This window comes from Hydrogenophaga sp. NH-16, from assembly GCF_004006415.1.
Lineage (GTDB): Bacteria > Pseudomonadota > Gammaproteobacteria > Burkholderiales > Burkholderiaceae_C > Hydrogenophaga > Hydrogenophaga pseudoflava.
The window spans coordinates 3,445,424-3,469,670 of sequence record NZ_CP029344.1; the positions used below are offsets into that span (position 1 = coordinate 3,445,424).

A 24,247-nucleotide genomic window follows, 5' to 3' on the forward strand; every position below is an offset into this window, starting at 1 on the left:
TCAGACCAGTGCCGGCAAGCCCGCCAGGCGGTGGCCAGCCGCTTCCAGCGCGGTGCGGATCGCCCGCGCAGCGGCCACGGCGCCGGGGCCGTCGCCGTGCACGCAGATGCTGTGGATGGGCGTGGGCAGGTGCTGGCCGTCGGCGGTGACGATGCCGCCGGCCTCCAGCATGCGCTGCACATGCCGTACGCAGTCGGCGGCGTCGTGCAGCACCGAACCGGGCCGGGAGCGCGGCGTGAGCTGGCCGTCGGCCTGGTACGTGCGGTCGGCGAACACCTCGCGCGCCACGCGCAGGCCAGCCGCCTCGCCCGCGCGCTCCAGCGCCGAGAGCGCGGGCGCGAGCAGGATGAGTTGTGGGTCCAGTGCCTTGATGGCGCGCGCCACGGTGGCCGCCATCGCCTCATCGGCGCAGGCCATGTTGTTGAGCGCGCCGTGTGGCTTGACGTGGGTCACGCGGCCGCCTTCCGCGGTGGCCATGGCCTGCAGCGCGCCGACCTGGTAGAGGATGGCCGCTTCCAGTTCCCTGGGCGAGAGCTGCATCACCCGCCGGCCGAAGCCCTGAAGGTCGGGGAAGGCCGGGTGTGCGCCCAGGCTCACGCCGTTGGCGATGGCCAGGCGCACGGTCTCGCGCATCACCACCGGGTCGCCGGCGTGGAAGCCGCAGGCGATGTTGGCGCTGTGGATCACCTGCAGCAGTTCGGCGTCGCTGCCCATGGTCCAGGCACCGAAGCTTTCGCCGAGATCGGCGTTGAGGTTGATGGGGCTCATGGTGTGTCCTCTCCGGGGTGGGTGGCGAGCATGCCGGAAATCAGGTTGCGGCCGTAGAGCGCGGCCTCGTCGATGTGGCCCGGCGGCAGGAAGGCTTCGCGGCCCGCCAGCCACTGCTGCCAGCGCACACGCTGGGCGGTCAAGGCCTCGTGCGCCTGTTCGGCCGTCACGGCCGCGAAGCGCACGCGGGTGCCCGGCCGCAGGTGCGCCAGCCGCGGCAGGTCGGCGGTGATGACGGTCGCGATCTTGGGGTAGCCGCCCACGGTCTGGCCATCGGCCAGCAGCACGATGGGCTGGCCGTTGGCCGGCACCTGGATCACGCCCGGCGTCACGCCGTCGGACACGATGTCGGCGGCGTCTGCGCTGGTGTGCGCGAGTGCCTCGCCTTCCAGACGCAGGCCCATGCGGTCCTGTGCGGGTGTGGCCTGCCAGTCCTGCGCGAAGAAGCTCGCCAACGCGTCGGGGGTGAAATGGTCGTCCTGCGGGCCAGGCATTACGCGGATCGGGCCGGTCTCGGGCTCCCAGGGCGAGCGGCAGCGCCACTCGCGCGGGTCGCCGCTGCCGGTCTCGCCGCAGGGCAGCACGTCGCCCGGCTGGAAGGCGCGGCCCAGCACACCCGACAGGCCGGCGCGCCAGTAGCTGGCGCGGCTGCCGAAGGCCGGCGCCAGGGCGATGCCGCCTGCCACCGCCAGGTAGGCGCAGCCGCTGTCGGCGCTGCCCAGCTGCAGGGTCTCGCCCTCGTGCAGCGTGGCGGTCTGCCAGGCGGGCAGGGGCGTGCGGGCGCCGTCCTCTCGCATGCGCTGCGCGCCGATGCGGCCGGCCAGCGCGACGCGCACGGGTCCGCGCTTCACCCGCAGCGCCGTGCCGACGCCGCGCAGCTCCAGCACCGCCGCGTTCAGATCGTTGCCTAGCAGCGCGTTGGCGGCCCGGGCCAGCGGCGCGTCGAGCCAGCCCGAGAGCGGCAGGCCGTGGTGCCGGTGGCCCGGACGGCCCCGGTCCTGTACGGTGGTGCCGATGCCGGGCTGCAGGACTTCCAGCTGGCCGCTCATGTCGCAGACTCTTTCAGGAAGGTCTCGCGCGGCAGGCCGTTGGCGATCTCGCGCGCGAGCCGGTCGTGGGTGGCGCGGTCCACCGCGGTCCAGCGCACCTCGTCGCCTGCGGCGAGCATGGCGGGTTGTTCGGTCTGCGCCGGGTCGAACAGCACCACCGGCGTGCGCCCCAGCAGGTTCCAGCCCCCCGGGCTCTCCCAGGGATAGACCGAACACATGTCCAGCGCGATGGCCACCGACTTCGCGGGCACCTTCTGTCGCGGCGAGGGCAGGCGTGGCGTGACCAGCGTGGGTGGCAGTCCGCCCATGTAGGGGAAGCCGGGCTGGAAGCCGAGCATGTAGATCCGGAAAGCGGCGCCCAGCAGCTGGCTGATCACCTCGGACCGGGTCAGTTGCTTCAGCTCGCACACGCGCGGCAGGTCGGGTGCGAAGTCGTCGTCGAAGCACACGGGCAGCTGCCACTGGCGTCCTTGCACAGTGGTCTGCTGACCCTCCTGCGCCATGAACAGCAATTGCCGGCCCAAGGCAGTGGCGTCGCCCGCCCAAGGGTCGAAATGCACCGTGAGCGAGCGGAAGGTCGGCACCACATCGGTCACCGGAGCCAGCAGCGGATCGTTCTGGCGCGCGGCCGCGACCCGCCCGGCCAGGCCCATGACGCGCGCGTTGGTCGCCGCGTCGATGGCGTGGCCGAACTCCACCGTCCAGGCGCTGTCGCCCAGGGGCAGCAGACGTGGGGTCATGACGCTCACAACGACGCCGCCGACCGGGCGGCCTGGTCGTACATGCCCGAGAGCACGCGCAGCAGGCGCGCCAGCTCGCCGATGTCCTTGTTCAGTGCATCGTCGGCGTGCAGCGCCTGGATCAGGCATTGCTCGCGGATCTCGCGGTAGCGCTGGACGAAGGCGCTGCCGGACTCGGTGGCCGCGTAGGTCACTTCCTTGCCCGACTTGCTCGATGCCACCACGCCGAGGCTCGCCAGCTTCTTGAGCGAGTAGTTCACCAGGTGCGTGTCCTCGATGTTCATGATGAAGCAGATGTCGGACAGGCGCTTGTCGCGCGCGCGGTGCGTCACGTGGTGCAGCACCAGCACGTCCAGCGGCATCAGGTCCTTCAGCCCGGCGGCGGCCATGCAGTGCACCACCCAGCGGTGGAAGGCGTTGCTGGCCACGATCAGGCCGAACTCGAACTCGCTCATCTCCGCGCTCTGGGGCGAGACCAGGTGCGCAGAGGACACGATGGGCGATCGTGGTGCGGCGGTGACTGGCGTGCTGCTTGCTTGGGCTGACTTGGCCATGGGTCGGTTTCCGTGGTAGGCGGGTGCTGTATTTGACGACAATTTACCAACGATTTGTCAACAATAAGGGAAAACACTGGTCACAATCTGTTGCCATGCCCCCTACAGTGCATGCACCCGTCTTCTGCGGTCGGTGCCGCGGTTTGTTCAACCTGCAACTGGAGCTTTCATGAAACGTCGCGCTTTCCAACTCTCCATGGCCTTCGCTGTCATCGGCCTCTCGACCTCGGCGTTCGCCCAGGCCAAGTGGGACCTGGCCACCGCCTACCCGGCGAGCAATTTCCACACGGTCAACATCAACCAGTTCGTGGCCGACGTGGACAAGGCAAGTGGCGGCAAGCTCAAGATCACGGTGCACCCCAACGCCGCGCTGTTCAAGGCGCCCGAGATCAAGCGCGCGGTGCAGGGTGGCCAGGCGCAGGCCGGCGAGATCCTGCTGGTGAACTACCAGAACGAGTGGCAGCTGTTCGGCGCCGACGGCCTTCCGTTCGTGGCCGACAGCTACGACGAGGCCGCCAAGCTGTGGAAGGCGCAGCGCCCGCTGCTGGAGAAGAAACTGGCCGAGCAGGGCATGATGGTGCTGTTCGCCGTGCCGTGGCCGCCGCAGGGTGTCTACAGCAAGAAGCCGCTGAACAGCGCCGCCGACCTCAAGGGCATCAAGTGGCGCGCCTACAGCCCCGCCACCGCCCGCATCGCCGAACTGGTGGGCGCACAGCCGGTGACGGTGCAGGCCGCCGAAGTCAGCCAGGCCTTCGCCACCGGCGTGACCGAAAGCATGATGTCCAGCGGCTCCACCGGCGCCGACGCCAAGCTCTACGAGCACGTGAAGTACTGGTACGACACCCAGGCCTGGCTGCCCAAGAACGCGCTGCTGGTGAACAAGAAAGCCTTCGACGCGCTGGACAAGCCCACGCAGGACGCGGTCATCAAGGCGGCTGCCGACGCCGAGACGCGCGGCTGGGACGCCAGCAAGAAGGCCAACACCGAAAGCCTGGACAAGCTCAAGGCCGGCGGCATGCAGATCCTCCCCGCGCCCGCGGCGCTCAAGGCCGACATGAAGAAGGTTGGCGACACCATGCTCAAGGAGTGGCTGGACAAGGCGGGTCCTGAGGGCCAGGCCCTGGTCGACGCGTTCCGCAAGTGAGCGGCGGCGGTAGCATGCGGCGCGCGCTCGACGCTCTGTACGACGGCTGCGCCTGGCTCGCGGCGGTGTTCATGATCGGCGTGCTGGTCATGGTGCTGCTGTCGGTGCTGGGGCGCCAGCTCCATTTCCATGTGCCGGGCACCGACGCCTACGCGGGTTACAGCATGGCGGCGGCCGGCTTCCTGGCACTGGCGCACACGCTCAAGCGCAACGAGCACATCCGCGTCACGCTGGTGCTCGGCAAGCTCACAGGCGGTGCGCGCCGGGGCATGGAGCTGTGGTCGCTGAGCGCGGCGGTGCTGCTGTCCGGCCTGTTTGCCTGGTTCTCGTTGCGGCTGGTGATGCAGTCGCACGAGTTCAACGACATCTCCACCGGCAACGACGCCACGCCGCTGTGGATTCCGCAGCTGGGCATGGCGCTGGGCACGCTGGTGCTGTTCATCGCGTTTGTGGACGAATGGGTGCTGGAACTGCGCGGCCAGCGCCAGCACATCGGCGGACCGGAGACGCGCCATGAATGAGATGCTGGTCACCGGTTTTCTGATCGTCGCGCTGTTCCTGCTGCTGGGCAGTGGGGTCTGGATCGGCCTGACGCTGGCCGGCGTAGCCTGGATCGGCATGGAGCTGTTCTCCTCGCGCAGCGCGGGCGACGCCATGGCGGTCACCATCTGGGGCTCGGCCAGCAGCTGGACACTCACCGCCTTGCCGCTGTTTGTGTGGATGGGCGAGATCCTGTTCCGCACCAAGTTGTCCGAGAACATGTTCAAGGGGCTGGCGCCCTGGGTGAATGCGCTGCCGGGCCGGTTGCTGCACACCAACATCCTGGGCAGCACCATCTTCGCCGCGGTGTCCGGCTCCTCGGCCGCGACCTGCGCCACCATCGGCAAGATGACCATTCCCGAGCTCACCGAGCGCGGTTACCCGCCCGAGCGCGTGATCGGCTCGCTGGGTGGCGCCAGCACGCTGGGGCTGCTGATTCCGCCCTCGATCGTGATGATCGTCTACGGTGTCGCAGCCGAGGTGTCGATCGCCAAGCTGTTCGTCGCAGGCGTCGTTCCCGGGCTGCTGCTGGCGGGGCTGTTCAGCGGCTACCTGATGGTCTGGGCGCTGATGAACCCTGACAAGATTCCCGAGGCCGACGCCGGCATGAGCTTTGGCGAGAAGCTGCGCGCGTCCAGCGAGCTGATTCCGGTGATCCTGCTGATCGGCGGTGTGATCGGCTCGATCTATGTCGGCGTGGCCACTGCGACCGAGGCGGCGGCCATCGGCGTCGTCGGTGCGCTGCTGCTGTCGGCCTACCAGAGGTCGCTCTCGTGGCAGAGCTTCAGGGATGCGCTGCTGGGCGCCACGCGCCTGTACTGCATGATGGCCCTGATCCTTGCGGGCGCGGCCTTCCTGACGCTGTCGATGGGCTACATCGGCCTGCCGCGCCACCTGGCCGAATGGGTGGGCTCGCTGGGCCTGTCGCCCGGCCTGCTGCTGGTCGCGCTGGCGCTGTTCTACATCGTGCTCGGCTGCTTCCTCGATGGCATCTCGATGATCGTGCTGACCATGGGTGTGATCATTCCCACGGTGCAGGCCGCAGGCATCGACCTGATCTGGTTCGGCATCTTCATCGTGATCGTGGTCGAGATGGCGCAGATCACGCCGCCGGTGGGCTTCAACCTGTTCGTGCTGCAGGGCATGACGCGGCGCGAAATCAACTGGATTGCGCGGGTCTGCATGCCATACTTCCTGCTGATGGTGCTGGCGGTCACCCTGCTGTACTGGTTCCCGCAGATCGTGATGTGGCTGCCGGGGAACATGTGAGCACGCTGTTCAGGCGCGCAGGAAGCGCTGCGGCCTGAACGGGTGCGGGTCGATGGCGCTCGGTTCGCCCAGCATCAGTTGCGCCAGCAACTCGCCGGTGCCCGGGCCGGTGGAAAAGCCGATGTGCTGGTGACCCAGCGCCAGCCACAGCGCCTCCTGCCCCGGGCATTCACCGATCATCGGCCTGCAGTCGGGCAGGGTGGGGCGGCTGCCCAGCCAGTCGGGGTCGGAAGTGCGGTCACCCAGCGGCATCGCTTCCCGCGCAGTGCGTTCGGCCACCTCGAGTTGCGCCTGGTGGGGCGGCGCGAATTGCGCGTTCAGCTCGACACCCGTGGTCAGCCGCAGCCCCTGCGCCATCGGCGCCAGCACGTAGCCGCCAGCGGTGTCGTACACCGGCCGGTACAGCACTGTACCCTCGGCGGGGTGGAAGTGGCGGTGCTGGCCGCGCTCGAAGCCCATGGGTAGGCGCAGGCCGAACTGCCCGCGCAGGAAGTCGCGCGACCAGGGGCCAAGCGCCACCACCACATGGTCGGCTTCGAGCGGTGTGCCGCTGCGGGTGTGAACCGTCCAGCCGCCGCTGTGGCGATGCAGCCCGGTGGCCTCGTCCGTGCGCACCGCGCCGCCGAGCGCCTGGAGCCAGGCCGCATAGCTGCGCACCACCTCGCCGGGGCTGTCGACCGAGCTGGCTTCCTGCACCCACAGCGCGCGCGGGAACATTGGCTTCAGGTGGGGCTCCAGCTCGTGCAGCGCGGCCGCATCCAGCACGCGTGTGGCCACGCCGAAGCGCGCCAGCGTCTCGCGCCCGAAGGCGCCACTGTCGAAAGCGGCCTCGCTGCGGTAGAGAAACAGCCAGCCGTCGTCGCGGCGGCGGTGTGCGATGCCCGCCTCGGCCATCCAGCGCCGGTGGACGGTGCCGGAGTGGCGGATCAGCGCGTCCAGCGCGGTGGTGGTTTCCTGAAAGTCGGCAGCCCGCGCATGGCCCAGAAACGACAACCCCCAGCGCCACTGGCCCAGCACCCACGGCAGGTGGTAGCGAAAGCCCGGGTTTTTCCCGCGCAGCAGCGCCGGCAGCTGGGCCCACAGCCCTGGGTGGTTGAACGGCATCAGCGAACTGCGCGCCAGCACGCCCGCGTTGCCATGCGAGGTGGCGGCGCCGGGACCCAGCGGGTCGAGCACCGTGACGTCCATGGACCGCTGGCGCAGCGAGAGGGCACAGGCAATACCCACCATGCCGGCGCCCAGCACCACAGCGCGCTGCCCTGGTCTGGCCTGCGTCATGCTTCAATCACCTTCTTGTTGCTTCGGATGTGGACGCACAGCTTATCGCCATGAATGGTTCGGACAGCGGTGAAAAGGCCTTTCTCGGCGTGATCGTGCTCGACACGCGCTTCCCGCGTCCGCCCGGCGACATCGGCTGTCCGCAGACCTGGACGCGGGCCGGCATCCCGGCCCGGCTGCGTGTCGTGCCAGGGGCATCGGCACGGCGCGTGGTGCAGCAACAGGACCCGGCACTGCTCGGCCCGTTCATCGACGCGGCCCGCTCTCTGGCGGATGACGGTGCACGCCTGATCTCCACCAGCTGCGGTTTCCTCGCCGGGTGGCAGGCCGAACTGCAGGCCGTGGTCCCGGTGCCCGTGATCACCTCCAGCCTGCTGCAATGTGCCGACCTGCCCGCACCGGGCATCGTCACCTTTGACGCGGCCTCGCTGCACCCATCCCTGCTGCGCAAGGCCGGTGTGCCCGCCGGAACACCCGTGCAAGGCCTCGCTCCCGGCTGCGAGCTGCAATCAAGCATCCTCGCCGATGACACGGTGCTGGACCTGGCGCAGGCGCAGCAAGATGTGGTGGCGGCGGCCATGAGGCTGGTGTCGCGGCACCCGCAGGTGCGGACCGTGGTGCTGGAGTGCACCAACATGCCGCCTTACCGTGCGGCCGTCGAAGCGGCGACCGGTCGGCCGGTACACGACCTGGAGACCTGGCTGCTGGCCGTCTGGCGCCGTGCTCAGAGTTCTTCGACGCGGCGAGCCGGGTAGCTGTCCCAGCTCTGGCAGCCCGGGCAGTGCCAGAAGTGCTGGCGTGCCTCGAAGCCGCAGGCGGCGCAGCGGTAGCGCTTGAGCGGAGCGGCCGCATGTTCGAGCGCCGCCTGGACCCGCTTCTGGGCAGCGGGGTCCGACAGGGTTTCGCCAGCCAGCCACTGGGTGGCCGCCACCAGGGAAGGTTCCCGCTCCAGGTGGCTGAGGTAGTGCCTCCGGGCCGCTGTCGCGCTGCCGCTGAGCGTGGCCAGCGCCTCGGTGATGTCCAGCGAGGGGCCGTGGGCCTGCGCCTCGTTGAGCAGGGCGATGGCTTCCTGCTGGCGCCCGGTGGCGATTGAAAGGTCGGCGATGGGTCGCGCCGCCAGCGGAAAGCCCTGCGGCGCATGGCGCACCAGTTGCAGCAGCGTGTCGAATGCACCCTTGGTGTCGCCCTGCTGCGCTTTCAGCGCCGACAGCGCCATCCAGCCGCGGACCATCTGCGGCGCGCGCTCCACCGCCTTGTTGAGCAGGCGCTGGGCCTCCGCGGCGTCCCCCTGGCTCATGGCCAGCTCGGCCTCTTCACAGAGGTAGTGCGCAAGGCGGGGCGTGAAGCTGCCCTGGTGGGTGTCCTCCAGGCGCTGGGCGAGGATCTGCGCCTGGGGCCAGTCGCGCGAGCGTTCGGCGATCGACAGCAGCGCCATCAGGGCTTCGCCCTCGTAGGCAGACCCTTCCAGCTTGTGCAGGGCGGACTCGGCACGGTCCAGCAGGCCCGCCTTGAGAAAGTCCAGCGCCAGCGCATGCTGGGCGCGGTCGCGGTCCTTGCGGCCGATGTCGGCGCGGGCCAGCAGGTGCTCGTGCACCCGCACGGCGCGGTCGTAGTCGCCGCGGCGGCGGAACAGGTTGCCCAGTGCGAAGTGCAGCTCGGCGGTGTCGGGGTCTCCTTGCACCGCCTCGATGAAGGCGTCGATGGCCTGGTCCTGCTGTTCGTTGAGCAGGTGGTTCAGGCCCCGGAAATAGGCCTTGGGCGTCTGGCGGCTTTCCATGCGCCACTGACGCAGGTCCAGGCGTGAGGCCAGCCATCCGAGTGCAAAGGCCAGGGGAAGGCCCCAGAGGAGCCAGGTCAGGTCAAGTTCCATTCGGGGGGCGGGACGCGGTGGACACTGCGTCCGGGACGGCGGGAGGCAAGGGTATGGGTGCGGTCGCCGGTCGGGCTGCTGAACGCCGACGCGCCCGCAGCCACAGCGGCAGCATCACCACCACACCCAGCACCACGCCCAGGAGCAAGGCGCACAGAAGAATCAGCACCAGCGGGGCCTGCCAGCGGGCTCCGAAGAACAGGTGCATGGTGACCGTGTCCTGATTGTTCAGCGCGAAGGCGAACAGAACAAAAAAAATGGCTGCATTGAGCAGCCACGTCAGGTATTTCAAATCATCCCCTCTGTGGTGGGACGATTGTAGCGATCAGGCCATGTTTTTCGGCTCTCGACCCAGGATCTCCGCCGTCTTGGCATCCACCTGCTCGCGCAGGGCTTTGCCAGGCTTGAAGTGGGGCACCCGCTTCTCGGGGATCATCACGCTCTCGCCCGAGCGCGGATTGCGTCCGATGCGGGGCGAGCGGCGGTTGACAGAGAAGCTGCCGAACCCCCGGATCTCGATCCGGTGGCCTTTCACCAGGGCATCGCCCATCGCGTCCAGGATCGCCTTGACGGCGAACTCTGCATCGCGGTGGGTGAGCTGGCTGAACCGGCTGGCCAGTGCTTCTACAAGGTCGCTGCGGGTCATGACTGAACTCGGGCGTTGATGTGTCCGGAACAGCGCCGGGCCCTGCCGGTGCATGAAGCACCGGCAGAAGCCTCAGGCTGGATCTCAGTTGTTGCTGTCCAGCTTGGCCTTGAGCAGGGCGCCCAGGTTGGTCGTGCCGGCGTTGCCCGTGTTCTGGTTCAGGCTGGCCATGGCTTCGTTCTGGTCGGCCATGTCCTTGGCCTTGATCGACAGCTGGATGTTGCGGGTCTTGCGATCCACGTTCACCACCACGGCCGTGACTTCGTCGCCTTCCTTGAGCACGTTGCGGGCATCTTCCACGCGGTCGCGGGAGATTTCCGAGGCGCGCAGGTAGCCGATGACGTCTTCGCCCAGGTCGATCTCGGCGCCCTTGGCGTCCACAGTCTTGACCTTGCCGGTCACCACGGAGCCCTTGTCGTTGACCGACACGAAGGTGGTGAACGGGTCGCCGTCGAGCTGCTTGATGCCCAGGGAGATGCGCTCGCGCTCGACGTCGATGGCCAGCACGATGGCTTCGACTTCCTGGCCCTTCTTGAAGTTGCGCACGGCGGCTTCGCCCGGCTCGTTCCAGGACAGGTCGGACAGGTGCACCAGACCGTCGATACCGGCGGCCAGACCCACGAACACGCCGAAGTCGGTGATCGACTTGATCGGGCCCTTGACGCGGTCGCCGCGCTTGGTCTGCTCGGCGAACTCGTGCCAGGGGTTGGCGCGGCACTGCTTCATGCCCAGGGAGATGCGACGCTTGTCTTCGTCGATGTCCAGCACCATGACTTCGACCTCATCACCCAGCGACACCAGCTTGGACGGGGCCACGTTCTTGTTGGTCCAGTCCATTTCGGAAACGTGCACCAGGCCTTCGATGCCGGGTTCGAGCTCCACGAACGCGCCGTAATCGGCGATGTTGGTGATCTTGCCGAACATGCGGGTACCTTGCGGGTAGCGGCGGGCCACGCCCATCCAGGGGTCGTCGCCCATCTGCTTCAGACCCAGTGAAACGCGGTGCTTCTCGGTGTCGAACTTCAGGATCTTGGCGGTGATTTCCTGGCCAGCCGTCACCACTTCGCTCGGGTGACGGACACGGCGCCATGCCATGTCGGTGATGTGCAGCAGGCCGTCGATGCCACCCAGGTCCACGAACGCACCGTATTCGGTGATGTTCTTGACCACGCCGTTGACGATGGCACCTTCCTTCAGGGTTTCCATCAGCTTGGCGCGCTCTTCGCCCATGGAGGCTTCCACCACAGCGCGGCGGCTCAGCACCACGTTGTTGCGCTTGCGGTCGAGCTTGATGACCTTGAATTCCAGGGTCTTGTTCTCGTAGGGGGTCAGGTCCTTGGTGGGACGGCTGTCGACCAGCGAACCCGGCAGGAAGGCGCTGATGCCGTTGACCATGACCTTCAGGCCGCCCTTGACCTTGCTGGAGGTCGTGCCTGTGACGAACTCGCCAGATTCCAGGGCCTTTTCCAGGGCCATCCAGGAGGCCAGACGCTTGGCCTTGTCGCGCGACAGCAGGGTGTCGCCGAAGCCGTTTTCGACGGAGTCGATCGCCACGGACACGAAATCACCGACCTGGACTTCGAGTTCGCCCTGGTCGTTCTTGAATTCGTTCAGAGGCACGTAGGCTTCCGACTTCAGACCGGCGTTGACCACCACGTGGTTGTGCTCGATGCGCACGACTTCGGCGGTGATGACCTCACCCGAGCGCATTTCTGCGCGCTTCAGGGACTCTTCGAAGAGGGCGGCAAAAGATTCAGACATTGAATTTCCTATGACCACCTGGCGTCGGACAGCAGCAGCACCGAAGGAGGGTGCGCGAGGAATCGACGTGTGGGCGGCGTTGACGTTGCGGTGCGTGACACCGCGGGTTAAGTGAAAGAACCATGGGGCCTGCGGGCTGTGAACACCCGGCGGTGCCTTCTGGGCCATCGAAAAAGGCGGTTCAGTTGCCTGGAACCGCCGTTGTGCCTTGCCACCAGTCAAGAACCAGTTGCACCGAGGCCTCGATGCTCAGGTCCGAGTTGTCCAGCAACTGGGCGTCTTCCGCGGGCTTCAAGGGTGCGTGTGCACGGGACATGTCCCGGTGGTCGCGCGCCTTGAGGTCAGCCAAAAGGTCATCGATGTTAGCAGAAATTCCCTTGGAAATCAATTGTTTATGGCGTCTCTGGGCCCGTTGTTCGGCGCTGGCGGTGAGGAACACCTTCAGGCCTGCGTCCGGGAAGATCACCGTGCCCATGTCGCGCCCATCGGCCACCAGCCCCGGCAGGCGCCGGAAGCTTTGCTGCAGGCCATGCAGCGCCGCCCTCACCGCCGGGTGCTGGGACACCCGGGAGGCCATGCCTCCGGTGGATTCCAGCCGCAACGGATCGGTGATGTCCCGGCCGGCAAGGAACACGCGGTGGTCCCGGAAGGCCAGGGGCAGATGGGCTGCCAGGCGGGCGAGGGCCGTTTCATCATCCAGGTCCAGTCCGGCGTCTTGTGCGGCCAGGGCCGTGGCGCGATAGAGCGCCCCGGAGTCCAGCAGGTGAAAACCCAGTCGTTTGGCAACCTCGGACGCCAGCGTGCCCTTGCCTGAGGCGGTAGGGCCATCAATGCAGATCACAGGGATGTGCGCCGCCGGTGTGGCACACAGCTCGAACAGGGTTTCGAAGTAGTCCGGGAAGGTCTTGGCCACGCACTTCGGGTCTTCGATGCGCACGGTGACACCATCCGGATTGAAGGCGGCCAGCGAAAAGCACATGGCGACGCGGTGGTCGTCGTAGGTGTGGATGCTCGCACCCGTCCAGCGGGCGGGCGGCGTGACGCGGATGAAGTCTGCACCTTCCTCGACTGTCGCTCCCAGCTTGCGGCATTCGATGGCCATTGCCGCGATCCGGTCGGTCTCCTTGACGCGCCAGCTCGCGATGTTGCGCAGCGTGGTGGTGCCTTCGGCGTAGAGCGCCATCACCGCGAGCGTCATGGCGGCGTCGGGGATGTGGTTGCAGTCCAGGTCGATGGCCTTGAGGGGCCACTGGCCGCGCCGGATGTGCAGGCGGTTGGCTTCGCCCGTCACCTCGGCGCCCATCATCCGGGCCGCCTCGACGAACCGGATGTCGCCCTGTATGGACGACAAACCCACGCCCTCGATGGTCACGCCATCGGTGCCCTCACGGGCGGGTGCCAGCGCGCCCAGGGCGATGAAATAGCTCGCCGACGAGGCGTCTCCTTCGACGTGGACCAGCCCGGGCGACACATAGCGGCTGCCGGCGGGGATCGTGAATCGAGACCAGTCGTCGCGCTGCACGTGCACACCAAACCGCTCCAGGAGGTTGAGCGTGATCTCTATGTAGGGCTTGGAAATCAGTTCGCCGACTACGTCGATTACCACCGGGCGCTCGCGCGCCACCAGCGGCAGGGCCAGCAGCAGCGCCGTGAGGAACTGGCTGGAAACGTCGCCCCGCACCCGGATGGGCTGGTCCAGACGAAGCACAGAAGGTGTGCCATTGCCCAGGCGCAGCGGCGGGTAACCCTCCTGACCGAGGCAGTCCACCGGGCAACCCAGCTGGCGCAGCGCGTCGACGAGGTCGCCGATGGGCCGCTCGTGCATGCGCGGGATGCCGCTCAGCTCGAAACACCCGCCCTGCTCGGCGGCCAGCAGCGCAAGCGCCGCGGTAAGTGGCCGCATGGCGGTGCCGGCATTGCCCAGGAACAGTGCGGCCCCTTTCACCGGCAGCTGACCGCCCAGACCGTGCACGCGCAGCAGGTTGTCGGGGCGCTGTTCAATGCGGCAACCCAATTGGTCCAAGGCGGCCAGCATGACGCGCGTGTCGTCCGAATCGAGCAGGTCGGCAATGTCGGTGTGGCCGGCGCTCAGGGCCGAGAGCAGCAGCACACGGTTGGAGATGCTCTTGGATCCGGGCAGGCGGACGGTGCCGCCCGCGCTGGCCAGAGGCGGGATGTCGAGATGGGCAATGGCGTACATGCGCTGGAGGAGGTCAGCTCTGGGGCTTGTGGGCGCTCATGCGCCACCGCGAGCGGGTCTGGCTGGCTTTGTCGATCAGTGCTTCGAGCGCGTCTGGATTGCCTGCAGCGATGGCGGACTCGAACGCGTGCAGAGCGCGCTGAAACTGTCGGGACTGTGCGATCAATTCCTCGCGGTTGGACAGCAGGATGTCGCGCCAGACGCTGGGGTCGCTGGCGGCGATCCGCGTGAAGTCGCGGAAACCGGGGCCGGCCAGGGCGAGGAACTGTTTGCCGTGCTCATGACCCGCGATGGCGTTCATGAGTGCAAACGCAATCATGTGCGGCAGGTGGCTGACCGCAGCGTAGGCGGCATCGTGTGCCTCGGGCGACATGCGCTGCACATGACAGCCCAGAGCCGCCCAGAGCTGGGCCGCCTTCTCCAGTTGAACTGTCTGGGTGCGTTCGATGGGGGTGAGGATGACCTGGCGGCCCTGGTACAAGTCCGCGTCGGCGTTCTCGACGCCCGCCAGCTCCTTGCCTGCGATCGGGTGCGCCGGCACGAACACGCCCACCTGATCCTTGAGCACGCGCCGTGCCGCGTCGATGACTTCCCTTTTGGTCGAACCCACATCCATCACCAGCGTGTCCTTGGTCAGCAGGTGGCGGATTGCCTTGAAGGTGGCTTCGGTTGCTGACACCGGAACGGCGACCAGCACCAGATCGGCGCCCGAGACGGCGAGCAGGGCGGAAGGCGCCTCAATGTCGATGACACCCATCTGGCGGGCGCGTTCGGTGGTGGATGGCGACTTGCTGTACCCGACGACACGCTTGACCAGCCCGGCCTTCTTCATGGCCAGCGCAAACGATCCACCCATCAGGCCGCAGCCGATCAGGCCCAGTTGTTCAAATTTGAGAGGAGGGGCGTTCATGTCATTCGCTGACCGGGTAGGCACCCAGCACCTTGTAGAACGCACACAGGCCCTGCAGCTCCTTCAGGGCTGCTGCCACGTTGGGCTGCGAGGGGTGACCCGCGAGGTCGATGTAGAAGTAGTACTCCCACTGGCCGGACTTGGCCGGGCGGGACTCGAACCGCGTCATGGAGACACCGTTGTTCTTCAGCGGCACCAGCAGGTCGTGCACCGCACCCGGGCGGTTCGGCACCGACACCACGAGGCTGGTGCAGTCGCGCCCGGAGGCGGGCGGCGTGGCCAGGGTCTGCGGCAGACAGATCACCAGGAAGCGTGTGCGGTTGTAGGCCTCGTCCTGGATGGCGTGCGAGACGATGTGCAGGCCGAACTGCGCCGCGGCGCGCTCGCTTGCAATCGCCGCCCAGGCCGGGTTGGTGGCAGCGAGCCGCGCGCCTTCTGCGTTGCTTGAAACGGCGCGCCGTTCTGCCCTGGGCAGGTGCTGTGTGAGCCAGCCCTGGCACTGGGCCAGCGCCTGCGGGTGGGCCAGCACCACCTCGACGGCGTCCAGGTTGTTCACCTGGCGCAGCAGGTTGTGGCGCACCAGCAGGCTGACCTCGCCCACCACATGCACGGGTGAGCGCAGGAACAGGTCCAGCGAACGGGCCACCACGCCTTCCGTGGAGTTCTCGACACCCACCACACCGAACTGGGCCGTGCCTGCGGCGGTCGCGTGGAACACCTCGTCGAAACTGCTGCAGTAGATCAGGTTGGCGGCGCTGCCGAAGAACTCGATCGCGGCCTGTTCGGTGAACGTGCCTTCGGGGCCGAGCACGGCTACGCGCTGCGGGGCTTCCAGCGCCAGACAGGCCGACATGATCTCGCGCCAGATGGACGCCACGTGCTGGTTCAGCAGCGGGCCCTGGTTGGCGTTCTGGATCTTGTCGATCACTTGGGCCACACGGTCAGGGCGGAAGAAGGGCGAGCCTTCGGCCCGTTTGATCTCGCCCACCTGTTCGGCGACACGGGCGCGCTGGTTCAGCAGGGACAGCAGTTGCTGGTCGATGCTGTCGATCTGCACGCGCAGACCAGCGAGCGCCTCGGACTGAACGGGTTGCTGGCTCATGCGCAGGTCTTCTCAAAATCGCGCATGTAGTCCACCAGTGCCTGCACGCCCGCCAGTGGCATTGCGTTGTAGATGCTGGCACGCATGCCTCCCACCGACTTGTGGCCTTTGAGTTGCAGCAGGCCGCGCTCTTTCGCCCCCGCGAGGAAGGCATCGTTGCGGCTCTCGTCGCGCAGGAAGAAGGGCACGTTCATGCGAGAACGGCAGTCTCTGGCCACCTTGTTCACGTAGAACTGGGAATGGTCAATGAAGTTGTAGAGCAGGTTGGCTTTGCCCAAGTTGCGCGCCTCCATGGCGGCGATACCGGTGAAATCACCTTCCTTCTGGCGCTTGAGCCACTGGAACACGAGCCCGGCCATGTAGATGCTGTAGGTGGGCGGGGTGTTGTACATGGACGCGTTGTCGGCCACGACACGGTAGTCGAATGCGCTCGGGCAGATCGACAGAGCCTGGCCCAGCAGGTCCTCGCGCACCACCACCAGCGTCACACCCGCCGGACCGAGGTTCTTCTGAGCTCCACCGAAGGCCAGGCCCACGCGCGCCCAGTCCACCGGACGGGACGCAACGTGCGACGAAAAGTCGATCACCAACGGAGCATTGCTGCCCAGGGCCTTGAGATCGGGCAGCTCGTGAAACTCCACACCGTGGATGGTCTCGTTGCTGCAGATGTGCACATACTGTGCACCGGGGCTGATCTTCCAGCCAGCCGGGGCGGGCAGGGTGGTATGACCGTCGGCTTCATTGCTTGCGACAACGTTCGCGGTGGCGTACTTGCGGGCCTCCTTGGCCGACTTCTGGCTCCAGCCGCCGGTCACGACGAAGTCAACGGTGCCTCCGCGAGACAGGTTCATCGGCACGATCGCGTTTTCCGCCAGTCCCCCGCCCTGCATGAACAGGATGCGGAAGTGGGCTGGAACGGCGAGCAGTTCGCGCAGGTCGGCCTCGGCCTGCGCCGCGATGGACATGAACTCCTTGCCGCGGTGGCTCATCTCCATCACGCCCATGCCGGAACCATTCCAGTTCAGCATCTCGGCAGCGGCTTGTTGCAACACTTCTTCTGGAATCGCGGCCGGGCCGGCCGAGAAGTTGTAGGGGCGCTGGGTCATTCGGCGTCACCCGCCACGTCGTCGTTTCCTTCTGCTGCTTCGGGTGCGTTGGCATCGTTTTCCACGATGCGCTGCAGACCCGACAGCTCGGCCCCTTCGTCCAGCGCGATCAGCGTCACACCCTGGGTGGCGCGGCCCATCTCGCGGATCTCGCTCACCCGGGTGCGCACCAGCACGCCCTTGTCGGTGATCAGCATGATCTCGTCATCGCTGTGCACCAGCGTGGCGGCCACGACCTTGCCGTTGCGCTCACTTTGCTGGATGGCGATCATGCCCTTGGTGCCGCGGCCGTGGCGGGTGTATTCGCCGATCGGCGTGCGTTTGCCGTACCCGTTGACCGTGGCGGTCAGCACACTCTGCTGTTCGTCCTCGGCCACCAGCATGGCGATCACGCTCTGGCCGTCTTCGATCATCATGCCGCGCACGCCGCGCGCATTGCGACCCATCGGGCGCACATCGTTTTCGTCGAACCGCACGGCCTTGCCACCGTCGCTGAACAGCATCACATCATGCTGACCGTCGGTCAGCGCCGCACCAATCAGGAAGTCGCCTTCGTCCAGGTCGACAGCGATGATGCCGGCCTTGCGCGGGTTGCTGAACTCGGTCAGCGCCGTCTTCTTGACCGTGCCCATGCTGGTGGCCATGAACACGTAGTGGTCCTCGGGGAAGCTGCGGAACTCGCCGGTCAGCGGCAGCACCACGTTGATCTTCTCGCCTTCCTGCAGCGGGAACATGTTGACGATCGGTCGGCCGCGCGAGCCGCGCGAGCCGGCGGGCACTTCCCAGACCTTGAGCCAGTAGAGCCGGCCGCGGTTGGAGAAGCACAGGATGTAGTCGTGCGTGTTGGCGATAAAGAGCTGGTCGATCCAGTCGTCTTCCTTGGTGGCGGTCGCCTGCTTGCCCCGGCCGCCGCGCTTCTGCGCGCGGTACTCGGACAGCGGCTGGCTCTTGATGTAGCCGCTGTGGGACAGCGTCACCACCATGTCGGTGGGCGTGATCAAGTCTTCTGTCGAGAGGTCCTGAGCGCTGTGCTCGATCTCGCTGCGGCGCGCGCCGAGCTTGGTCTGGCCGAACTCGTTCTTCACTGCCACCAGTTCCTCGCTGATGATGGTCGAGACGCGTTCGGGCTTGGCCAGGATGTCCAGCAGATCGTCGATCTCGGCCATCACATCCTTGTACTCGGCGACGATCTTGTCCTGCTCCAGCCCGGTCAGGCGCTGCAGGCGCATCTGCAGGATTTCCTGGGCCTGCGTCTCGGACAGGCGGTACAGGCCATCACCCTGCATGCCGAACTCGCGTTCCAGGCCCTCGGGGCGGTAGTCGTCGGCGTTGACGGTGCCGCCGTCGGCCTTGGCGCGGGTGAGCATCTCGCGCACCAGCTGGCTGTCCCACGAGCGGGTCATCAGCTCGGCCTTGGCCACCGGTGGCGTGGGGCTCTCGCGGATGATCTTGATGAATTCGTCGATGTTGGCAAGAGCAACAGCCAGGCCTTCAAGCACGTGGCCGCGGTCGCGCGCCTTGCGCAGGTTGAAGACGGTGCGGCGGGTGACGACCTCGCGGCGGTGCTCCAGGAAGACGGTGATCAGATCCTTGAGATTGCACAGCTTGGGCTGACCGTCGATCAGCGCCACCATGTTGATGCCGAAGGTGTCCTGCAGCTGCGTCTGCTTGTACAGGTTGTTCAGCACGACCTCGGGCACTTCGCCGCGCTTGAGCTCGATCACCAGACGCATGCCAGACTTGTCCGACTCGTCCTGGATGTGGCTGATGCCTTCGAGCTTTTTCTCGTGCACCAGTTCGGCGATACGCTCCTGCAGCGTCTTCTTGTTGACCTGGTACGGGATCTCGTCAACGATGATCGCCTGGCGCTGGCCCTTGTCGATGTCCTCAAAATGCACCTTGGCGCGCATCACCACGCGGCCTCGGCCGGTGCGGTAGCCGTCCTTGACGCCGTTGATGCCGTAGATGATGCCGCCGGTGGGGAAGTCCGGTGCCGGGATGATCTCCATCAGCTCGTCGATGGAGCAGTCCGGGTTCTTCAGCGAATGCAGGCAGGCGTCCACCACCTCATTGAGGTTGTGCGGCGGGATGTTGGTGGCCATGCCGACCGCGATACCGCCCGAGCCGTTGACCAGCAGGTTGGGCAAGCGGGTCGGCAGCACCAGGGGCTCTTTTTCGGAGCCGTCGTAGTTCGGACCGAAATCCACCGTTTCCTTGTCGATGTCCGCGAGCATCTCGTGCGCGATCTTGGACATGCGGATTTCGGTGTAGCGCATGGCCGCGGCGTTGTCGCCATCCACCGAGCCAAAGTTGCCCTGACCGTCCACCAGCATGTGGCGCAGAGAGAAGTCCTGTGCCATGCGAACGATGGTGTCGTACACCGCGCTGTCGCCGTGCGGGTGGTATTTGCCGATGACGTCGCCAACGATGCGGGCCGACTTCTTGTATGGGCGGTTCCAGTCGTTGTTGAGCTCATGCATGGCATACAGAACGCGGCGATGCACAGGCTTGAGGCCGTCCCGGGCATCCGGCAAGGCGCGCCCCACGATCACGCTCATCGCGTAGTCGAGATAGCTGCGGCGCATTTCCTCTTCAAGGCTGATCGGCAGGGTTTCTTTGGCGAACTGGGTCATGAGCTTTGAAGGGGTCCGTGACGGAGAGGGAAAGCCAACAATTTTAGTAGACGGGTCGGCCGCCGGTTCGGTTGGTGTCATGTTGTGTGTGGGCAACGTGCGGACGAGCGTTGTGGGCGACCTTGTCCCCGCGCCGACCTTGGTATTCCAGAGGCTTGTGGCACAATGATTTGAGCGTTACAGGTGGTGGTCACCTCGAGCGCGTTCAATCAGAAATCAGCCGTCTGCGGCTTACTCCAAGAGGAAAACCATGAAAAAACTGAACTCAGTGGCAATGCTGTTCGCAACCGCCGCCATGGCATCGGCTGCTTTCGCTGCTCCCTCGAGCGGTACTGCGACGAACGACAACTGGCGCAGCGGCCATGGCAACCTCCAATGGAAGAACGGTGATGGCACCCTGTGCTGGCGCGATGCCAACTGGACGCCCGCCACTGCAGCCAAGGGCTGTGACGGCGCCATCGTGCCGGCCCCCGCGCCTGCTCCGGCACCCGCACCTGCTGCTGCCCCGGCTCCGGCGCCCGCACCGGCCCCCGCTCCCGCACCGGCCCCTGCTGCCACCAAGGTGACCTACGCCGCCGACGCCTTCTTCGATTTCGACAAGGCTGTTCTGAAGCCTGAAGGCAAGGCCAAGCTGGACGATCTGGCCGACAAGGTCAAGGGCATTAACCTGGAAGTGGTGATCGCTGTTGGCCACACCGATGCCACCGGTACCGACGGATACAACCAGAAGCTGTCCGTGCGTCGTGCCGAAGCCGTCAAGGCCTATCTGGTGAGCAAGGGCATCGAAAGCAACCGCGTCTACACCGAAGGCAAGGGCGAAGGCCAGCCGGTGGCAGACAACGGCACCAAGGAAGGTCGTGCCAAGAACCGCCGCGTGGAAGTCGAGGTGGTGGGCACCCGCACCAACAAGTAAGACTTGCCGGTCTCGTTTCTTTCAAAAAGCCCCAGGCGTGCAAATGCCTGGGGCTTTTTGCTGGGCGCCCGATGCTGTGTCCTGGGCTTCGCCAGTATCCTGACGGCACCGTTGTATGCGGGTGAGGCACTTGTCCTCTCGCCAGAATGCCTCGACGTCGTTGTGCCCTCGGGCATTCAGCGCCCGGTCGTGGTAGCTGTGTTGTCGCCCAGGATGGTTTACAGCATGACCGAGTGGCCCCGAATGAGGGCTGCTGCGGAGGCAGAGGGTTTTGATACTGTCGCCTGGTGGGCGCCAGATCTGACGAATGATGAGGGTGTCCTGGCGGCACAAAGGGCCGGGTGGTCGGTCCGCGAGATGGCCGATGTGGTCCGGGTGCCCGACGCGTGTGCCGGATCGTTGGGGCATCCGAATCACTTTCCATACAGCAGGGTGCTGGACCGAGGTGGGATGCATGCCTGGCCGATCTGGGGTGTGATGCCGAATCAAGCCTGGGTGGATTCCTTGCGCTGGCGGTTGTGGTCGCTGCAGCAACCCAGGGAGGGGCGCAGACCATGACTCCGGCGGTCTTGCGACGAATGGTCCCGTGGACTCTGGCCTGCTGCATTGGCCTGGCTTGGTCCGCAGGCGTCACCGGGTCTTCCTGCATTCCCGCGGTCAGCTACCTGCCCCTGGACGCCGCGGTCGTGGGGACTGACGCGAACGGCGTACCCGCCTTGGGCACCTATGAACGCATCAGCCCTGACGGGCGGTTTGTGTTGCGCTCGTACTCAGGCAAACGCCTCGGAGAGGTGTCGTTGATGGAACTGCCTTCCGGGCCGGATGGTCGTATCCGAGCCTACCGGACGCCCTTGAGCAACGAGGCCTTTCCGGTGCAGGGCAGCTGGCGATACTTGGTGGATGTGGATGGACGCCATTTCCGTCTGCGCGACGTGCTGCGTTCCGAGGCGGGTGCCAAACCGCTTTTCCAGGGGGGCATGCGGGGCTTCTACGCGGCTGCATCCGAACTGGATGCCCGCGATGTGCCAGATCCGTCCCTCGTCTGGATCAGGTCCATGAGTTGGCCGCAAGGCGACCGGTCCGGTCAGGGCACGGGGCCGTTGCAGGTCAGGACCATCGCGATCCTCGACGATGGCCGGGCGGCAGAGGTCGTGTCCGACACCGGCCCCCAGTTCATCTGTGGCTCTAGGCGGGCCGTCGACGGTGGGGTGTACACCTTGCCCATGATTTCTGTGGATGGGCGCGAGTTTTCAGCCATACCCATCAACCCACGGGTGGGTCAACCATCGATGCGTGTGTATGGGCTGTCGTCCGTGATTCCGGGTGCGGATCATGGTTGTGAGCCTCGGATGGACCTCAAGGCTTCGCCGGGGAAGGCCGTGTTCTCATTCCCGGGCCTTGACTCCGCGATGCTGGCCTATACCGACAACGCCAGCGTGTACTTCGTGGACCGGCGCGCCCCGCTGCAGGACCAGGTGTTTCGCATTGATGACGAGCGCACGCAGGTGCTGGCGAGCGCTTTTCCTGGATTCACGCGCGACGGCCGTATCTTGTTTGGCGCCACTTGGCAGGATTGCACGGTCCATGGCCGTTGTGAAAGCCGGGCCGGCTATGTGGTGGCCGACCCATATCAGAATGCCGACTACCGGCAGCAGGTTCAACGCCTCGGTCTGTCGCCGGAGAAGCTCTGCATTACACACGCCGATGTCCAGAGGGAGCGCAGGCACTTCGCCTCCGAACTGGGGCTGGCGCCCTGAGCACATGGGACAATGAAATCATGAACAACGTCAATGCCGACCCGGCCGAACTGGCCAAATTCTCCGATCTGGCTCATCGCTGGTGGGACCCTGACAGCGAGTTCAAGCCTCTGCATCAGATCAACCCTTTGCGACTGGGCTGGATTGATGGCCAGGTGTCGCTGGCGGGCAAGCGCGTTCTGGACATCGGATGCGGTGGCGGCATCCTGTCAGACTCCATGGCGCGCAAGGGCGCGGACGTCACGGGCATTGATCTCTCAACCAAGGCGTTGAAGGTCGCGCAGTTGCATGCGCTGGAAGCCGGAACACAGAACGTGTCGTATCGCGAGATCAGTGCCGAGGCGCTGGCGCAGGAGCAGCCCGCCGGCTTCGATGTGGTGACCTGCATGGAGATGCTCGAGCATGTCCCGGACCCCTCTTCGGTTGTCCGCGCGTGTTCCGCGCTCGTGAAGCCCGGCGGCTGGGTCTTTTTTTCGACCATCAACCGCAACCCCAAATCGTTCCTGTTTGCAATTGTCGGCGCCGAGTATCTGTTGCGCATGCTCCCCAAGGGCACGCACGAATACGCCAAGATGATCCGTCCGAGCGAGCTGGCAGCGCATTGCCGCGCAGCGGGTTTGTCTCTTGAGCAAACCCGGGGCATGGAATACAACCCCTTGACCCAGCGCTACTGGCTCAGCAGCGACACCAGCGTGAACTACCTGGTGTCCAGCCGCAAGCCATGACGTCTTTTGCTGGCGTTCGCGCGGTGCTGTTCGATCTGGACGGCACCCTGATCGACAGTGCTCCCGATCTGGCGGGTGCTGCCAACGCCATGCGCATCAGCCGCCAACTGACGCCAATTCCCCTGGATCGTTACCGCGCGCATTCGGGCTCTGGTGCGCGCGGCATGTTGCGGGTGGCTTTCGATACCGGACCTGGCGATCACGGCTTTGAAGACCTCAAGCAGGAATTTTTCGATCACTACCAGAGCCGGTTGCTGCTGCAGACATGTCTGTTCGACGGTGTCGAGAGGCTGGTGGGCAGGCTGATGGAGCAGGGCCTCTTCTGGGGCGTGGTGACCAACAAGGGCGAGCGCTTCACCCGGCCGCTGACCCAGTCCATGCCGCTGTTTGCCAGGGCTGCCGCCGTCATCAGCGGCGACACCACGCCACACACCAAGCCCCATCCCGAGCCACTGCTGGAAGCAGCCCGCCGCATCGGGGTTTCGCCCGCGGATTGCCTCTACGTGGGCGACGACATTCGCGACATCCAGGCCGGTCGCGCCGCGGGAATGCGCACGGTGGCTGCGATGTACGGCTACCTGGGGCCAGAGGCCGACGTGTCGACCTGGGGCGCGGACGAAATCATTGAGGTGCCCCTTGGGCTCTTGAAATGGCTGGGACTGCCTTAAACTACCGATTCCAAGGGGCTGCACTGGTTTCGACGTGGGTTCGGACACGCAGCAGGGCATGTCGAGGTTCTGTCACCTCGTAAAACAGCAGAAAAAAACTAACTGCAAACGACGAACGTTTCGCACTCGCCGCTTAATTGCCGGTGAGCTTTGCAACAGCAGGCCTATGGGCTGGGCAAGGGTCTGATCAGCGCAAGCTGTGAGGGTCCAGGCTGCAAAGTTATTTACATAGGCTGGTCGCGCGACGGGCAACTTGTCGCGCGGTGAGATCCAAGGTTGCTGGCGTCCTGGGCAGCGTGCCGCTGCGCGGCTCAGGGGGTGAGATCCAAAACAGACGGCTACACATGTAGAACTGCTCGAAGAAGGCTTGCGGACGGGGGTTCAAATCCCCCCAGCTCCACCAATACCCAAAATCCCAACCCTCATCGGTTGGGATTTTTTTTGCCCGTTCCCCCAGTGTTGGCGCGGTTTTCGGGCCTGGCCTCGCGAGCGCTACCCCTGCGAAGGCGGCGTTTTCGCCCCCGCCGACGCCTCTCTGTTCTCCGTTTTCTCTGGTGGTCACGCGAGCGTTCTCGAGGCCACTTCCTTTGCTGGCGCGGGTTTAGAGGCGGTCG

General features: G+C 66.0%; 22 protein-coding genes and 1 other RNA gene. 9 read left to right on the plus strand and 14 right to left on the minus strand.

Going from position 1 to position 24,247, the window contains the following annotated elements; genetic code table 11:
- The 4 genes from DD542_RS16590 to DD542_RS16605 are packed head-to-tail and all read right to left on the minus strand — an operon-like array spanning nt 1 to nt 3,111.
- Nucleotides 1–768, minus strand: a complete 768-nt coding sequence (locus DD542_RS16590; RefSeq protein WP_127806404.1) for a 5-oxoprolinase subunit PxpA — start codon at nt 766–768, stop codon at nt 1–3.
- Complete coding sequence (locus tag DD542_RS16595; RefSeq protein ID WP_127806405.1) at nt 765–1,817, minus strand: biotin-dependent carboxyltransferase family protein; 1,053 nt, start codon at nt 1,815–1,817, stop codon at nt 765–767. Before DD542_RS16595 ends, DD542_RS16590 begins: the two co-directional genes overlap by 4 nt.
- Nucleotides 1,814–2,557 (minus strand): 5-oxoprolinase subunit PxpB, encoded by a 744-nt coding sequence (pxpB, locus tag DD542_RS16600; RefSeq protein WP_127806406.1) that lies wholly within the window; start codon nt 2,555–2,557, stop codon nt 1,814–1,816. Before pxpB ends, DD542_RS16595 begins: the two co-directional genes overlap by 4 nt.
- A gap of 5 nt (nt 2,558–2,562) precedes the next feature.
- The gene (locus tag DD542_RS16605; RefSeq protein ID WP_066155760.1) at nt 2,563–3,111 is read right to left on the minus strand and encodes a winged helix DNA-binding protein; all 549 of its coding nucleotides are present in this window, start codon (nt 3,109–3,111) and stop codon (nt 2,563–2,565) included.
- A gap of 169 nt (nt 3,112–3,280) precedes the next feature.
- Here DD542_RS16605 and DD542_RS16610 point away from each other — a divergent pair, with 169 nt between their 5' ends.
- Genes DD542_RS16610 through DD542_RS16620 form a run of 3 tightly spaced genes read left to right on the plus strand, consistent with a single transcriptional unit; the run spans nt 3,281 to nt 6,064 of the window.
- Entirely contained in the window at nt 3,281–4,255 is a 975-nt protein-coding gene (locus DD542_RS16610) for a TRAP transporter substrate-binding protein (protein WP_127806407.1), read from the plus strand.
- Between the two features lie 14 nt (nt 4,256–4,269).
- Nucleotides 4,270–4,776, plus strand: a complete 507-nt coding sequence (locus DD542_RS16615) for a TRAP transporter small permease (RefSeq protein ID WP_127806408.1) — start codon at nt 4,270–4,272, stop codon at nt 4,774–4,776.
- Complete coding sequence (locus tag DD542_RS16620) at nt 4,769–6,064, plus strand: TRAP transporter large permease subunit (RefSeq protein WP_127806409.1); 1,296 nt, start codon at nt 4,769–4,771, stop codon at nt 6,062–6,064. The genes DD542_RS16615 and DD542_RS16620 overlap by 8 nt, the downstream gene beginning before the upstream one ends.
- A gap of 9 nt (nt 6,065–6,073) precedes the next feature.
- Here the strand turns inward: DD542_RS16620 and DD542_RS16625 are convergent, their stop codons facing one another.
- A complete protein-coding gene (locus DD542_RS16625) occupies nt 6,074–7,342 on the minus strand; it encodes an FAD-binding oxidoreductase (RefSeq protein WP_127806410.1) in 1,269 nt (422 codons plus the stop codon).
- 50 nt (nt 7,343–7,392) lie between these two features.
- Between DD542_RS16625 and DD542_RS16630 the strand changes: the two genes are divergently transcribed.
- Nucleotides 7,393–8,097 (plus strand): aspartate/glutamate racemase family protein, encoded by a 705-nt coding sequence (locus tag DD542_RS16630; RefSeq protein WP_127806411.1) that lies wholly within the window; start codon nt 7,393–7,395, stop codon nt 8,095–8,097.
- On the opposite strand, the gene lapB is transcribed toward DD542_RS16630, so the two are convergent.
- The 9 genes from lapB to gyrA form a co-directional block, all read right to left on the minus strand.
- Nucleotides 8,067–9,212 carry a lipopolysaccharide assembly protein LapB gene (gene lapB / locus DD542_RS16635; RefSeq protein WP_066155772.1) on the minus strand — a complete coding sequence of 382 codons (1,146 nt, stop codon included), beginning with the start codon at nt 9,210–9,212 and terminating at the stop codon, nt 8,067–8,069. The genes DD542_RS16630 and lapB overlap by 31 nt on opposite strands.
- Nucleotides 9,202–9,504, minus strand: coding sequence for a lipopolysaccharide assembly protein LapA domain-containing protein (locus DD542_RS16640; protein ID WP_066155775.1), 303 nt, complete (start codon nt 9,502–9,504; stop codon nt 9,202–9,204). The genes lapB and DD542_RS16640 overlap by 11 nt, the downstream gene beginning before the upstream one ends.
- A 33-nt stretch (nt 9,505–9,537) precedes the next feature.
- Nucleotides 9,538–9,912 carry an integration host factor subunit beta gene (locus DD542_RS16645; RefSeq protein ID WP_347232055.1) on the minus strand — a complete coding sequence of 125 codons (375 nt, stop codon included), beginning with the start codon at nt 9,910–9,912 and terminating at the stop codon, nt 9,538–9,540.
- Nucleotides 9,913–9,942: 30 nt separating this feature from the next.
- Entirely contained in the window at nt 9,943–11,619 is a 1,677-nt protein-coding gene (rpsA, locus tag DD542_RS16650; protein WP_066155779.1) for a 30S ribosomal protein S1, read from the minus strand.
- A 181-nt stretch (nt 11,620–11,800) separates the two neighbouring features.
- Nucleotides 11,801–13,819, minus strand: coding sequence for a bifunctional 3-phosphoshikimate 1-carboxyvinyltransferase/cytidylate kinase (locus DD542_RS16655; RefSeq protein ID WP_127806413.1), 2,019 nt, complete (start codon nt 13,817–13,819; stop codon nt 11,801–11,803).
- A 13-nt stretch (nt 13,820–13,832) separates the two neighbouring features.
- Entirely contained in the window at nt 13,833–14,729 is an 897-nt protein-coding gene (locus DD542_RS16660; protein ID WP_066155785.1) for a prephenate dehydrogenase/arogenate dehydrogenase family protein, read from the minus strand.
- A gap of 1 nt (nt 14,730) precedes the next feature.
- On the minus strand, nt 14,731–15,831 hold the full coding sequence (pheA, locus tag DD542_RS16665) for a prephenate dehydratase (protein WP_066155788.1): 1,101 nt from the start codon (nt 15,829–15,831) through the stop codon (nt 14,731–14,733).
- Complete coding sequence (gene serC / locus DD542_RS16670) at nt 15,828–16,937, minus strand: 3-phosphoserine/phosphohydroxythreonine transaminase (protein WP_066155791.1); 1,110 nt, start codon at nt 16,935–16,937, stop codon at nt 15,828–15,830. The genes pheA and serC overlap by 4 nt, the downstream gene beginning before the upstream one ends.
- Complete coding sequence (gene gyrA, locus DD542_RS16675; RefSeq protein WP_079365242.1) at nt 16,934–19,570, minus strand: DNA gyrase subunit A; 2,637 nt, start codon at nt 19,568–19,570, stop codon at nt 16,934–16,936. The genes serC and gyrA overlap by 4 nt, the downstream gene beginning before the upstream one ends.
- A 250-nt stretch (nt 19,571–19,820) precedes the next feature.
- Here gyrA and ompA point away from each other — a divergent pair, with 250 nt between their 5' ends.
- The 5 genes from ompA (at nt 19,821) to ssrA (ending at nt 24,036) form a co-directional block, all read left to right on the plus strand.
- Nucleotides 19,821–20,483 carry an outer membrane protein OmpA gene (gene ompA, locus DD542_RS16680; RefSeq protein ID WP_127806414.1) on the plus strand — a complete coding sequence of 221 codons (663 nt, stop codon included), beginning with the start codon at nt 19,821–19,823 and terminating at the stop codon, nt 20,481–20,483.
- An 800-nt stretch (nt 20,484–21,283) separates the two neighbouring features.
- Entirely contained in the window at nt 21,284–22,240 is a 957-nt protein-coding gene (locus DD542_RS16685) for a hypothetical protein (RefSeq protein ID WP_127806415.1), read from the plus strand.
- A gap of 17 nt (nt 22,241–22,257) precedes the next feature.
- Nucleotides 22,258–22,965, plus strand: coding sequence for a bifunctional 2-polyprenyl-6-hydroxyphenol methylase/3-demethylubiquinol 3-O-methyltransferase UbiG (ubiG, locus tag DD542_RS16690; protein ID WP_127806416.1), 708 nt, complete (start codon nt 22,258–22,260; stop codon nt 22,963–22,965).
- The gene (gene gph, locus DD542_RS16695) at nt 22,962–23,633 is read left to right on the plus strand and encodes a phosphoglycolate phosphatase (protein WP_079365239.1); all 672 of its coding nucleotides are present in this window, start codon (nt 22,962–22,964) and stop codon (nt 23,631–23,633) included. The genes ubiG and gph overlap by 4 nt, the downstream gene beginning before the upstream one ends.
- 14 nt (nt 23,634–23,647) lie before the next feature.
- Nucleotides 23,648–24,036: a transfer-messenger RNA gene (gene ssrA, locus DD542_RS16700) on the plus strand.
- Nucleotides 24,037–24,247 lie beyond the last annotated feature (211 nt).